Raw genomic sequence first — 13,372 nt, 5'->3', positions numbered from 1 at the left:
ATCGAAATGAAATCAAATATCTTAAAACGCTAAAATAAATGGAAACGATAACAATAAATGATAGCACATTGATCAATGATCTCATACAGATCAACAATGATCGCATCGCAGGGTATAAGAAAGCAATTGAGATTGCTGACCGTCTTCATATCGATACCTTGCCCCCTATTTTCGTTGATTATATGAATCAATCCGAACTATTTATTGAAGAACTTAAGCCCTATCTGGAACAGCAGGCCAAGGCCGCTACCGACGGTACAATGATCAGCGGTAAGCTTTTCAGAATATGGATGGACATTAAATCTGCCGTGTCCGGCAATGACCAAAAAAGTCTGCTTTCAAGTTGTGAACAGGGGGAAGATGCTTTTACAAAGACCTATAAAGATGTTGTTGACAATCAAGATTGGGAAATCACACACGACCTCCTCCTGCTGATCGAAAAACAGCTGGCCATACAATTGGAAGCCCACGAGTACATCAAAACACTAAGGGATAAAGAATTATAATTAAATATAGTCTAACTTAACCATAAAAAGATCCTTATTTGTCGATAATGAGGATTTTTTTATTATTCAACGACGTAAGTTCAACAATTGTTATCTAAATAAAGCGTCTATATGAAGATCAAAAATAAACAAGGCTACACAAGGCGAAAAATTAGAAAAATCTTTAAATATTTTGATAGCTCAGGCAAAGAGATCACGGATCCAAAGGTATTGGACCGGATACGTCATTTAGTCATTCCGCCGAATTGGAACAATGTCTGGATTGCAAAGAGTGCAAGAAATGATCTCCAGGCCTATGGTTTCGACCAGAAGGACCGCAAACAATATATCTATCATCCAAAATTTGTCCATCAAAAACAAACGGATAAATTTAGACATGTTCTCTATATGGGGCAGTACCTTCAGGATCTTAGGAAAATAAGTTCCCGACATTTGAAACATAAGGACTGGACGATGGAAAAATTATGTGCAATTGCTTTTAAAATAATGGACAGTACGCTTATCCGAATTGGCAATAAGCGTTATACGCTGGAAAACAAGTCGTATGGTCTCAGCACCCTTGAAAAGCGGCATGTCAAGATAACGGGCAATACCATCACATTCGCTTACAGAGGGAAAAAAGGTGTTTTCCAAGAAAAGACCTGGCGAGACAAACAACAGGCAAAATTACTTGACGAACTGCTCCGACTAAAGGGAAAAAACCTATTTCAGCTCGAAAAAAAAATAGGCAAAAGCAATTTTTGCGGGCGCACTTTTAATACCTATCTGCGTAATCATTGTCCGGGACAGATCACCTGTAAAGATATCCGTATATGGGGAGCCAGCAGAGAAGCGTTCGATCTATTATCCCGATCAAAGCAGGGAGATGATCTAAACACACGAAAAAAACAGCTAAATGAGGTAATAAAGACGATCGCCAAACAATTGGGCAATACCAAAACTGTATCACAAAATTATTATATCCATCCGGTCATACAACAGGTATATATGGAAGGGAAATTCCCTGTCATCAAAGAAAAATTGACGGGGAGTAAGCTCGAATATAAACTATTTCGCTTTCTGTTAAAATATAGCTAAACCCTTAGCGTCCAAACCTGAACCACTCGGACAGGGGATGTTTCTTATTTTCCAACCAATGAGCGACCATTTCCATTCCAGTGACCGAAAATGTAATTCCATTGCCCCCAAAGCCACAAACGAAATAGGTATTTTTAAATTGCTTATGTTCACCTATATAGGGCAGACCGTCTTTGGTTACGCCAAAGGTTCCGGCCCAGCTAAAATCTGTGAAAAAAGACTTATTGAAAATCTTGTGAAAAGATCTTTCCAACTTATCGGTCTTTTTAGCGATCAACGCATCACGCTTTTGCGGGTTACGAAATCCTTCATCTTCGCCGCCTAGCAAAAATCGGCCATCATCGGTCGTCCGCATATAAAGGTAAGGATCGGAAGTATTCCAGATCAATAAGTCTTTATACCGCTGATAAAGAGAGGGATTCACTTCGGAAACGATAGCAAAAGTGCTGATTAAGTCCACAAATTTTTCTGGGATTACGCCTACTGTCTCATAACCGATGCAATAGATTATTTTTTTTGCGCGGATCGTTGCCCCTGTAGATACTTCTGCCGTATGGCTGCGCAGATTGCTTTTTACAGAAATAAGCGCTGTCTTGTCAAAAACTTCCAATCCATGCCTGACATTGTGGGTCAGCAGTTCGTGCGCAAAACAAAAGACATCTATACTAGCTCCTTTTTCGGAGAGTATTCCGCCGTAGGCTTTCTCCAGATGGAATCTGGTTTTGATTTCATTCTCGCTAAGCCATTTTACTTTAAACCCAGCAGCTTTCCGGGCATCAAATTCCTGTTTTAGCCAAGTAATATCCTTTTTGCGCGAAGCATAATATAATGAATCTTTAGTCCGAAAACCAGCTTTGGATTCGATCTTGCGTGAAAGCAATCCGATATTGTCAATTGCTTTACTACAAGCTTCATAACTGGCGATGGCACCTTCCTCGCCTATTAATTCCGTTAATTGATAGAGCGGCGTGTCGATCTCGTATTGCAACATGGATGTTGTCGCCGCCGAACTCCCATTAACAATTTCCCGTTTATCAATCAGCACGCACTTTTTCCCCATTGATATACATTGGTGAGCAACCAGCGCGCCAGTGATTCCGCCGCCAACAATTAAAACGTCGCAGACTTTGTCCTCGCGCAGGGCGGGATAAGTTGCCAGGAGTCCATTTTTTATTAACCAGAAAGGTTCGTATGATTTTAAATCCATATTGTGAGATAAGCAATGCCCTTATAACCAATTTCAGAAAGAAAAGTTTGGATTACTTCGTCGGGCGTGGAAAGAACAAAAGCACTATTTTTTGGATGGCCCAAACTATTTCAACTTAGTAGCGGTTATCTCTCTAGAATAATCGTAATAAAGCAATCTGGCTATCAGATAGCGATAAAAATAACATACTATGCGAGCCATTTGGACAGGAGCAATCGGATTTGGTTTGGTAAACATCCCGATAAAACTATATAGCGCAACAGAAAGCAGCAGCCTTGATCTCGATATGCTAGATCGAAAAGATTTAGCCAATATTAAATTCAAACGCGTCAATGAACAAACAGGAAAAGAGGTAAAGTGGGATAATATTGTCAAGGGATATTTTATGAAAGATCATTATGTGGTATTGGAAGATGCTGATTTTGAAGATGCCAGTCCGGAAAAATCAAAACTCGTCAACTTACATGCATTCGTCAAATTGGCAGATATCGACAGTATATATTTTGATACACCCTATTATCTTGAACCCCAAAAAGGTGGTGAAAAAGCATATCAATTGTTATTAAAAGCTCTTGATAAAACAAAAACAGCCGGGCTTGGCGCTTTTGTCATGCGTAATGTAGAACACCTTGCCATCATAAAACCCTATCAAAATGTTTTGGTTTTGAACAAAATCCGTTATCAACAGGAAATAAGAAGCCTTGATGAACTGAAACTGCCTGCTGAAGTCAAACTACAAAAAGTAGAAATGGATATGGCCACGCAACTTATTCAACAGCATAGTCAGGCTTTTGATCTAAGCAACTATAAAAATGAATATAGTGAGGAACTGTTAAAGATTATCAAACAAAAAGATAAAGGTAAGCGGCCTACAATAAGAAAAATAAAGGTTGAAAATACGAAGGCCAATGACCTGCTCGCCAAACTAAGAGCAAGCTTAGGTTAACTAAAAAATTTATTCAATACATAAACTCAAATCAGGAAATACATATTGTCTACGCAAACTAGGCCAATGTTGGATATGTGGTGTACAGATCGTTATGAACTTGATTACTTACACATTTACAGCGAACGGACAGATATCCTTAGGTTACCCGTCAATGATTCACTATTTCTTTCAAACCATATGAGAGCGAACACTGTTCTTAATCAAAAAGGCATGAAAAATATTATTCCTGAACAGAAAGAAGGAAAGAAGCTTGATTGCTTTGAGTCAGTTGATTTTGAGAGTGCAGCGATGGCCGACTTGGCCTTTGAGACCGTATGCTCCTATCTCCTGGATGTCAATTACTGGTATGAACTTGCAAAAATCCCTGCCACGACTTTTCAGTTGACCGACAGCAACGGTTTTCCGATTGACCGTCCGCTAGCATTACATGACTACATCAGACTGAATATTCCCGGCCCCGGCCTGCCCAGCAGTGAAGGCTATGACTGGGTAAATGTAGTCAATATTACCCAAGATGTAACGACTGAATATAAGCTACTTGCTTTGACACTAAAACCCTGTCCTGATCCAAGACATCCCGACAACAAAGATACCTCCCATTTTTTTGAAGGTATCTCCTCTTCAACGTTCCTAGTAGAACAACGACGCAACAGCATATTAATTCAATATGCTGGACGTAATGAAATTATTAACGTGGAAAATCATGGCCTAGGTGACAATATCAGGAACTTAATTATTGGATTGGCCGCGAAAATTGGGGCCTCTTATCCGCAATGGAAACTCCTCGTTAAAGGCCTCGCAGATCGAATACGTCCGAATAGACCATAAATTGGAGCCACGATGACCAGGTAACGCGTAATATTATTAATTTTTTAAGAAAATAAATTCAAATAAGATAATCTGTTTCAATAAAAATATCCTATTAATCACCGATAGACAATCTACTTGTATTAATTTTTTCGTATATTTAGGCATATATCTTAAGGAGTTTTGGGGTTACTATGAACACTGATTTTCAATCTAACAATCAAAATGCGATCAAACTTCAGCATTTTGGCAGTCTTGTTGTTTTGGATGAACAATATACTATTGTAGCTCTGAGCGAATTCGCGGCTGAAAAAGCCAATCTGCCTACCGACGTTCTATTACGCACGAATTTTTTTGAAGGTTTTGCCAAGGCTTTTGGTGATGCTATTCAAAAGATCGCAGATGTGATGAGTGAATTGCGTGAAAATAGTCAGTCACGTCATATCCTGCCCATAAAAGTATATCAGGAACGTATCTATTTCAAAATCAAACTATATCAAGGTCATTTTTATATCGAATGGGAACGACAACATAAAAAATATATTTCCGCAAAAAAAATAAACGAATTTAACTTTTTACTCGACACAATCCAACCTAACAACTGGGATAGGGTTTGCTTAGCAATCAATAGATTACTAAATTACGATCGTGTTTTTGTCCTTCAAATTCAGGAAACCGGATATAGTGAGGTGATCGCCGAACATACCGCTGACGGTAAACCTTATTTCAGAGGAAAAGAGTTTTCCAGAGATTTCATGCCCCAAGAAGCGATGGAATATTATAGCAGCTATTCGTATCGTTATGTTCCCAACATCAAAAAAGTTGATCAGCATTTTGTGTATATGGAAGATAGCATAGACACACTTTCCAGTCTTTTGCGCCCGCTTCCTCAACTTCATCATCTTTTTCTTGAAAAGATCAGCGTCCAGAGCGCGTTGTTTTTCCGTATTTGTATAGATGATGAATTCTGGGGACTTGTGGTGGCTCAACATACCCATGAAAAAGAGGTAGATCTGCAACAACGGAAACTATGTACTTTTGCCATCCAGGCTGCTACCAATAAGTATGAAAGCCACGTAAAACAAAACCTGCTCGAAAGAACAGAACTTCTTAATTCGGCAGAAAAAGAGCTAAAAAAAAGTCTGTCCGAGAACAAAATGGTTAACTGCGCATTAGTCCAGCATATAGATACGCTCACCGAACTGGTCAATGCAGATGGTCTTGCCATTTTTAATCAGGGCGATGTCTTCAACCACCGTCATACACCGCATAAATCACTGTTTTATGAAATCATTCAATTTCTCCAACAACATAGTGATAAAGCATTGTTTAAGGATTACAACTTTAGATTAAATCACCAGCATCATTTCAAAGAAAAGTTAAATTTTGCAGGACTGATGTATCTCAAGGTTGGCCTCGAAAATGATTATTATCTTGTATGGTTCAGAAAAGCAAGTCAAAGTCGTGTGATGCAACTAGGACAGATCGGAAAAGCTCTTAAAGAACCCGGGAAACTAAAAATTTGGGAGGATGTTCGTTATGATGTCGCCAAACCTTGGAACGATGCAGAAATCAATTTTGTCTTGCGTCTCAATCAAATTATTAAAGAATCCATATTCAGAAAACTTAAAGAAAGACAATTACTTAATGAGGAACTACTGAGTCTGAACAATGAATTGGAAATGTTTACCTATACACTATCCCATGACCTGAAAAATCCCTTGTCAATACTAAAAATGGGCATTCAATTTCTACAACAGCATTCCGACAATATTGATCTTTCTAAAACCAACAAATGGTACCAGAATTTCAGCAGAAGTGTCGCCAATATTGAGGATATCATCAACAGTATGGTACAATTAAGTCAACATCGGGCAAGTGTTCTGGATAAAGAGCCGCTTCCTATGGCTTACACGCTACAACGTATCTTTCAGGAAAATAAAACACTATATGATGCAGCAGACTGTGAGCCCCATTTTGGGCAATTGCTGCCAATATGGGGAGAAAAAAGCGCTGTCTATCAGATATTTACCAACCTTATTGTAAATGCCATTAAATATTCTTCTCAGTCCGACAAACCTACGATCAACATTGAGAGTAGCACCAAGGATGATATGACCTATTACTGCATCAAGGATAACGGCATAGGCATACCTGAAGAACATCTACCACATATCTATGAAATGTTTACCCGGGCAGATAATGTCGGTGGGATTCCCGGAACGGGCATCGGCTTATCTCTTGTCAAGCGTGTCATGGAGCGTCTTGGAGGAAGCATTCAAGTCGAATCAAAGGTTGGTGTTGGGACAACAGTTCACCTTTATTTCCCTATTGTTGCACCTTTTCCGGATCATATGCTCAATGACTGATGCCATACGTCTTGACGATAGAGACACGATAAAATACGGGTATAGATTAATTTTTCTTCACTAATTTTCGGTAAATAACAAGTGTAATTACAAATATAAAGATAAGGATAAAGAGCCAAATACCCGGCTCTGTGTACCACTCATTCGAATTTCCGGTATTTAATGCCTCCGTGCGTTCCGACTGTTGCGTTATCAGAGCAATGAATGCGATATTTAAAGCGTTTAATATTATCATGACAATTTTATCCTAGAATCCAACATTAGAAGAACCAATTTCATTGGAAAGTAGTTTGAATCGAATTAATTTAAACCAATTGCCCATTTTGATTGTTCTTTTATTAAAGCAATAGGCATAAAAGTATACATACTCATTCAATCGTTGAGAACAATGGAAAAGATTTTGCAGCATTCGATAGTGAAACAAGGTTTGATTATTGCATATTATTTTAGTAATAGATGGTATCGAAAATGTTTGTTTAGTGAGACCAGTATTCCTGTTTCAAATAATACCGATCCGATGGTAGTAACCGAAGCAGATTTAGATCATTCTCACCGGCAAAAGAAGGCTGAATTAACTTGCGCTCCTATACAGGAGGACAACATCACCGAAGAAATAAAGCAACCGTGCAAAGAAAAATACGACCGAAACACAAGTCAAAAATCCAGGAATAATCATTGATTGAGCGTCATTCCGATTCGATTTGTAATTGATTATCTTTATTGAAGCGAATATCCCGGATAAAGACAATCCGCTTATCACCTGTTTTTGTTGTCCGCCCGTGATAAATACAACGCAGCTTTCCATCGCGATCTTTAAAAATACTATTGTGTCCCGTACCTGAAATAACTCCGCCGTGATCGGTATTTTTTTGTATAATCGGATTGGTTTCTGATTTGCTGTAACGTCCCAAAGGAGATGTGGAGGTAGCATAGCCGACGGCGTAATTTGCTCCCGCAAAATAATTAGCGGAGTACATCATATAATATTGGCCTTTTGCTTTTAATAAAAATGAACCTTCCGTCCATCTTCTGTTGATTTCGCCTGAAGATACGGAACGACTTTCCCATTCGGACTGTTTATCATTCATCTTTAGCGGTGGACGTATTAACAGTTCAGGACGCCCAATGACCTGCTGCATGCTGCTGTCCAATTCAACGCCATAAACCCAGCTTTCCTCAATATCTTTATATCCCCATTTAGATTTAGCCCAGTCGGCGATTTCAGAAGCAACGGGATGTTCATAGCAACAACGGGAGTAAAACAAATAATTTTTGCCGTCAGTATCCCTAAAAACATTGGCATCGATAATGGGATAGCCGGGGTCAAATAGTGGCTTGCCTGTCAGGTCTAAAAATGGTCCCGCCGGATTATCTGCAACCGCCACGCCAATGCGATAGTTCTCCAATTTATCCCCGGGGTTTTCCTTCCAGTGTGCACTATAATACATGTAGTATTTATCATTGACCAAGTACACCTCCGGCGCCCAAAAGTCTTTTGTCCCCCACCCTTTAGGCTGTCTTCCATCATATACCTTCCCTACTTCCTTCCACTGGATGAGATCTTTTGAACTGTATGCTATAAACCCATTTTCCGTACCCCCTGTTCCATACAGATAATATTGATCACTGGGTTTATCATAGAGAATGAACGGATCGCCGAAAGCGACATCCAAGGAGGAAGCAGATTTATCTTCAGTCTCAAGTAATCTAAATTTAGCACTGTCAAACCTAGGCGTCATCCTCCCACTCCCTTCCGAGGAGACAAGATCGACAGGTACTATCGCCGTACGTCGTGGAGCAACTTGCTGTTCAGAAAAATGCGTATGACAGATGTAGTACCACTGCTTCCCTTTTTGGAATAAATCGCCATGACCGGTGCCCGAAAATCCACTGTTATTTTGGCTTAATAGCGGATTTGTTTCTATTTTTTTCCAAGGGCCAAACACATTTTCAGCAACAGCTACGCCTACAGCATAATCTTTATTTCTAAAATCATTGGCCGAATAAAACATGTAATAACGTTTACCCTGTCGTAAAACCGTAGGGCCCTCGCTGACCGGCCATGAGGATCCAGCGGTATTCTCCCAAGGGAGTTCCGCATGTAGGCATTCTTTTAATGTTTCTTCCTTAATCCCCGAGTAATCATCTTTCAATTCAGCAACGAAGATGCGGTTTCCTTCCGTTAACCTGACATGAAACAAATATTTTTTACCATCGTTGTCCCTGAATACATAGGGATCGATCTGCTTTCCGCCCTCCATAAGAGTCTTAGGAACGTTTTGTTTAAAAGGACCTATAGGGGAATCGCTGACAGCGATCGCAATTTTTTCACCGGCAGTATATGCCATGTAAAACTTTCCCTGCTCAGACCACACCTGTGGTGCCCAGAATCCCGTGCTTCCAAATACATCCTCTTGAATTAATGCGAATCCTGCTTTTGCGCCTATCGGCCCCTGCCAATGTTTTAAATCTTCTGACTTGTACACTTTAAACCCCAATTGCTGATCACCATCTCCGTTAGTGCCATACAAATAGTAATAACCATCATGATAGAAGATCGTGGGATCAGCCTGAAAAATTCCATTTTCAGGTGACCGAGCCCCTCCATCAGCATCATGCATAACGGAGACAATACTATCTTTACCCATTGGGTAGCCCAGGGGCAGTATAGCGTAAAGCATAAAAAAAAATGCAGTAAATTTCATCTGTTTCACCGATACAATTTGAGTACACCTTAAAATTGAAGAAATATTTACAATATCACAGGCGATATCGTATCAATAAAGGATCAATTTGTATCTTTTTTCGGTTTTTACTTTTAGCCGATGTATAAAAGAACCCATCGAGAATGGAAAATTAATTTAATATTCCATTCTCGAAGGCAAACTTGACCAAATGTGCAGTATTCTTCACGCCAGCTTTATCTATTAGATTTTGCCGGTGCCCCTCCACAGTACGTTTGCTCAAAAAAATCTTATCTGCAATTTCAATATTGGTGTAACCTTCTGCAATAAGTCCCAATACCTCGAGTTCCCTTTCGGAAATCTCGAAATCAGTTTGTATTCCCATCGCATGCTGCGCATAGCGTTGACCAGAGCGTATCTGCTCCAGCAGTAACATTGAAATCTCCTCACTCATATATCTACCGCCAGCAGCAATATGATTAAGTGCAAAAAGCAACTCGTTATAACCAACATTTTTTAGCAAATACCCTCTAAGACCATATTCAAATGCTTCAATGACATAGTTAATCTGGTTCAGCATCGAGAGAATTACCACTTTTATATCTTTATGGTGTTGATGCAACACCTGTAAAAGAGCAATCCCATCCATTTCTTCCATGCTAATATCCGTCAATACAATATCAGGCAGAAGATCTCGGTTCGAATCCAGATAATCCAGCGCTTCTTTGCCATTGGACGCCTCACCAACAACCTTAAAACTATCTTGGGACTCCAGAAGCAATTTTATACCATTACGTACCACCATATGGTCCTCTACCAATAGGATTTTTGTCATATCGTCTTTTTAAATCGTTAATTTAAGTATCATACCTTTTTCAACGGTATCGTTAATAATTTTAGCACTATATAACTCCATTACTTTTTTTAGTCGCATTGGGCTATCAGCGCTTCTGGTTTTTTGCAGTATGTTATCCGCCTTAAAATAAGGCAACACTTTTATAAATACAGCAAAATCAATGAGCTGTACAGATATTGAAATCGTCTGAATAGGCATCTCGTCTTTCAGATATTCAAATAGTGCGGTAAGCAATTTAAAAAGATGCACCTGAATATGATGATGAAGTTCCTTTAAATCCGGATCGAGGATAATATCTATATTAAAGCCTAGTTTTTGTCTATACGAGCTCACGACCTCATCAATTGCATGGAAAATTCCCAAATCATTCAAAATTGGATTATAAAGCACAATAGCTTTGTTTCGTAATTCAATCACTAACGAAGTTAGAGAATCACGCAAACAACGTAGTTCTTCAAAGTCACCATGCCGATTTGTAAAATTCTGTAATGATATTCGCATTCCATATAATTCCTGCGCGAGTTCATCTCTAAAATAACGCCCTATACGTCCTAAGTCTTCCTGCTGGTTTCGGATTATGGATTTGTAAAAATCTTCCTGACTTCCTCCCCAGATCTGATTTAGATCCTGCCCCCCATCGTTTTCCTGTGATTGATCTATATATAAATTTTTGTCATCGTTCCCCATAGTATATTGCTTTTCGTAATATGATCAATAACCATTATCAAGCTCGAACAGTTTTTAAAATCTGATAACTCCGTTAAAGATTCCTGTATAGTTTATAGTACTGCGTATAAATACGTAGTACTATGGGATAAAGGATGGAATTTCATAAGGAAAACACTTGTTGTTAAAGTAAAAAACACCTTAATTCACCTCTAACATCCGGAACGACCAAAGCCAGCAAAACAAACTTAAAGTACTATAAAACACCAAGTTAAATTAGAAACAAAATTACATATCTCGAATTTAAATTTAAAAAAAACAATTTTTACCTGTTTTTTCTAGCACCCTAATTGTAGTAGTCTTGGCACTAATAAACACTTAAAATTGATAATATGGAAAATACAACAATCGATCAACTGTTTAAGGAAAAGAGACCTACATTAAAATATTTGGCGGCGCAATTTACGAGCGACCCAGATGAAAAAGAAGATTTAGTGCAGGAAACTATGGTTAGATCATTATCTTCCATAGAAAAGTTTTTAAAACACCCAAAGCTTATGTCCTGGTTATATATTATTATGAAGAATACGTATATTAATCAGTATACACGCAATAAACGGTTAGAAAATTACCGCAACGAATACATAAGTACTGGTTATATAAATGAAATCACAACAAATCGTGGTGAAAATAACTTTGTGGCATCAGACATACAGCATGCGCTCAATAAATTACCAAAAGATTATTACAATGCTTTTGCATTATTTTTAGAAGGTTTTAAATATTATGAAATAGCGGAGCACTTGCAAATCCCGGAAGGAACGGTAAAAACACGTATCCATATGGCTCGAAAATCTTTACAGAAGCAACTAAAAACGTATGCTAAAAGTATTTATTAAAGAGCAGAAACTATTTATACCAAAGCAGACGCAATTATCGTGTCTGCTTTTTTTTTATATTTTTTTGTTTTATACTGCTCAGGCCCGCAGGTGCTGTCACCAATATTTAGTATATTAGAATAATTACTTATAAAATCCAGCTTAATAGTCGTTACGATATGAGACATAAAATAAAGTTATTATCGCTAGTCGTCAGTAGTGGTTTATTATTGATGATATCCTGCCAATCTGTTTCCAGTGACAATAGAGACCGGATACGGGTCAGCGGCGAGGGAAAGATTAGAATAATGCCTGACCAAGTTACACTTACCATCAATACAGCATTTACAAAACCGCGGATGGTAGATGCCGTACGGGAAACACAAAATACTGTTGACAGCGTCATCGCCATACTTGGAAAATATGGGAATAAAAAGGAAGACATCAAAACAAGTAGTGTTTCGGCAAACAAGGACTATCAATTTATCGGAAATACGAATAAATTTGTCGGTTATCAAGCGCAACAGACCATCGATTTTGTTTTACACGATCTATCCAAATTCACGGAATTAACGGGTAAATTACTCGAAACAAAAATCAGTGGAATTGGCTCCATTTCATTTGACCATTCAAAAGCCGATAGTATTCTTCGGGAAGCCGACCTCATCGCATATGATGATGCACTAAAATCAGCTCAAAAGTTGGCATCAAGAGCTGATGTAAAGATTGGAAAGCTGCTATTTTTATCAAATGATGGTAGTGCCCCGAATGAATCTACAGGGTATAGAACAGGAATGGCTCTGGAAACATTTAATAAAGCTTATGGCGGCGAGGGATTTAAGATAGCTCCGGAGGTACTTGAATTTAAAAGGACGATATATACCGAATTTGAAATAAAATAACGTACCCGCTGTAGAATACGATCGTTCCCGTCTAATACTGAAAATATCTTGTCCCAAAGCGTGTACAACTTTTTGGGGACATGATATTTTCAGTATTTTTTTACGGCATTTTCGCTAGATTTTGAGACTCAGCTCGGTTGCAAAATTCCAACACCAAATTTGAGCGAAAGCGCCGTTTGCTTAAAGTGACCTACCCTAGCTACCAAATAAAAAAGATACTTGACCACCACCGTCATAACCTTTTTTTTTGGTCAAGATTGACCAAGCCACCAAATAAAGTTGCCATTCCACCGTACAAAGTACCGGAAGATCCTTTTATGACCATATAACCCCACTCTACCTTTGCAACTTTTGAACTGTCACGTTCCAGAAATTGATTTCGATACCACGTATCAAGGCAAAGTAATATTTGAAGTACGGGACATGTCTTTTGAAATCAGTGAGCAATAATAGCGTAAAAAGATCTACTTT

11 protein-coding genes are annotated in these 13,372 nt (G+C 38.6%); 7 read left to right on the top strand and 4 right to left on the bottom strand.

What is annotated here, in order from left to right:
* The first annotated feature begins 38 nt into the window (after nt 1–38).
* Both D7322_RS13120 and D7322_RS13115 read left to right on the top strand, forming a co-directional pair.
* Nucleotides 39–506 carry a ferritin-like domain-containing protein gene (locus D7322_RS13120; protein WP_121124650.1) on the top strand — a complete coding sequence of 156 codons (468 nt, stop codon included), beginning with the start codon at nt 39–41 and terminating at the stop codon, nt 504–506.
* Between the two features lie 111 nt (nt 507–617).
* A complete protein-coding gene (locus tag D7322_RS13115) occupies nt 618–1,583 on the top strand; it encodes a DNA topoisomerase IB (protein WP_121124649.1) in 966 nt (321 codons plus the stop codon).
* 4 nt (nt 1,584–1,587) lie between these two features.
* Here the strand turns inward: D7322_RS13115 and D7322_RS13110 are convergent, their stop codons facing one another.
* Nucleotides 1,588–2,790 (bottom strand): NAD(P)/FAD-dependent oxidoreductase, encoded by a 1,203-nt coding sequence (locus D7322_RS13110; RefSeq protein WP_121124648.1) that lies wholly within the window; start codon nt 2,788–2,790, stop codon nt 1,588–1,590.
* Between the two features lie 190 nt (nt 2,791–2,980).
* Here D7322_RS13110 and ku point away from each other — a divergent pair, with 190 nt between their 5' ends.
* From ku to D7322_RS13095, 3 genes are all read left to right on the top strand, one after another.
* Nucleotides 2,981–3,736 carry a non-homologous end joining protein Ku gene (gene ku / locus D7322_RS13105; protein WP_121124647.1) on the top strand — a complete coding sequence of 252 codons (756 nt, stop codon included), beginning with the start codon at nt 2,981–2,983 and terminating at the stop codon, nt 3,734–3,736.
* Between the two features lie 213 nt (nt 3,737–3,949).
* Entirely contained in the window at nt 3,950–4,567 is a 618-nt protein-coding gene (locus tag D7322_RS13100) for a hypothetical protein (RefSeq protein WP_147430404.1), read from the top strand.
* 173 nt (nt 4,568–4,740) lie between these two features.
* On the top strand, nt 4,741–6,915 hold the full coding sequence (locus tag D7322_RS13095; RefSeq protein WP_121124645.1) for a GAF domain-containing sensor histidine kinase: 2,175 nt from the start codon (nt 4,741–4,743) through the stop codon (nt 6,913–6,915).
* Between the two features lie 686 nt (nt 6,916–7,601).
* Here D7322_RS13095 and D7322_RS13080 read toward each other — a convergent pair.
* The 3 genes from D7322_RS13080 to D7322_RS13070 all read right to left on the bottom strand — a co-directional run bounded on the left by D7322_RS13080 (nt 7,602) and on the right by D7322_RS13070 (nt 11,142).
* On the bottom strand, nt 7,602–9,620 hold the full coding sequence (locus tag D7322_RS13080; protein WP_121124642.1) for a glycoside hydrolase family 43 protein: 2,019 nt from the start codon (nt 9,618–9,620) through the stop codon (nt 7,602–7,604).
* A 151-nt stretch (nt 9,621–9,771) separates the two neighbouring features.
* The gene (locus D7322_RS13075) at nt 9,772–10,434 is read right to left on the bottom strand and encodes a response regulator transcription factor (protein WP_121124641.1); all 663 of its coding nucleotides are present in this window, start codon (nt 10,432–10,434) and stop codon (nt 9,772–9,774) included.
* Nucleotides 10,435–10,443: 9 nt separating this feature from the next.
* Entirely contained in the window at nt 10,444–11,142 is a 699-nt protein-coding gene (locus D7322_RS13070; RefSeq protein WP_121124640.1) for a hypothetical protein, read from the bottom strand.
* 371 nt (nt 11,143–11,513) lie between these two features.
* Here D7322_RS13070 and D7322_RS13065 point away from each other — a divergent pair, with 371 nt between their 5' ends.
* Both D7322_RS13065 and D7322_RS13060 read left to right on the top strand, forming a co-directional pair.
* On the top strand, nt 11,514–12,020 hold the full coding sequence (locus tag D7322_RS13065; RefSeq protein WP_121124639.1) for an RNA polymerase sigma factor: 507 nt from the start codon (nt 11,514–11,516) through the stop codon (nt 12,018–12,020).
* A gap of 158 nt (nt 12,021–12,178) precedes the next feature.
* A complete protein-coding gene (locus tag D7322_RS13060) occupies nt 12,179–12,901 on the top strand; it encodes an SIMPL domain-containing protein (RefSeq protein WP_121124638.1) in 723 nt (240 codons plus the stop codon).
* The last annotated feature ends 471 nt before the right edge of the window (nt 12,902–13,372 follow it).

This window comes from Sphingobacterium puteale, from assembly GCF_003627955.1.
In the GTDB taxonomy this organism is placed as follows: domain Bacteria; phylum Bacteroidota; class Bacteroidia; order Sphingobacteriales; family Sphingobacteriaceae; genus Sphingobacterium; species Sphingobacterium puteale.
This window is presented reverse-complemented; position numbering and strand designations above follow the sequence as displayed.

Excerpts from the sequence above, each read along its gene's own strand:
- D7322_RS13065 (WP_121124639.1), top strand. The coding sequence starts at position 11,514 with ATGGAAAATACAACAATCGATCAACTGTTTAAGGAAAAGAGACCTACA.
- D7322_RS13100 (WP_147430404.1), top strand. The coding sequence starts at position 3,950 with ATGAAAAATATTATTCCTGAACAGAAAGAAGGAAAGAAGCTTGATTGC.
- D7322_RS13115 (WP_121124649.1), top strand. The coding sequence starts at position 618 with ATGAAGATCAAAAATAAACAAGGCTACACAAGGCGAAAAATTAGAAAA.
- D7322_RS13060 (WP_121124638.1), top strand. The coding sequence starts at position 12,179 with ATGAGACATAAAATAAAGTTATTATCGCTAGTCGTCAGTAGTGGTTTA.
- D7322_RS13095 (WP_121124645.1), top strand. The coding sequence starts at position 4,741 with ATGAACACTGATTTTCAATCTAACAATCAAAATGCGATCAAACTTCAG.
- D7322_RS13080 (WP_121124642.1), bottom strand. The coding sequence starts at position 9,620 with ATGAAATTTACTGCATTTTTTTTTATGCTTTACGCTATACTGCCCCTG.
- D7322_RS13120 (WP_121124650.1), top strand. The coding sequence starts at position 39 with ATGGAAACGATAACAATAAATGATAGCACATTGATCAATGATCTCATA.
- D7322_RS13070 (WP_121124640.1), bottom strand. The coding sequence starts at position 11,142 with ATGGGGAACGATGACAAAAATTTATATATAGATCAATCACAGGAAAAC.
- D7322_RS13075 (WP_121124641.1), bottom strand. The coding sequence starts at position 10,434 with ATGACAAAAATCCTATTGGTAGAGGACCATATGGTGGTACGTAATGGT.
- D7322_RS13110 (WP_121124648.1), bottom strand. The coding sequence starts at position 2,790 with ATGGATTTAAAATCATACGAACCTTTCTGGTTAATAAAAAATGGACTC.
- ku (WP_121124647.1), top strand. The coding sequence starts at position 2,981 with ATGCGAGCCATTTGGACAGGAGCAATCGGATTTGGTTTGGTAAACATC.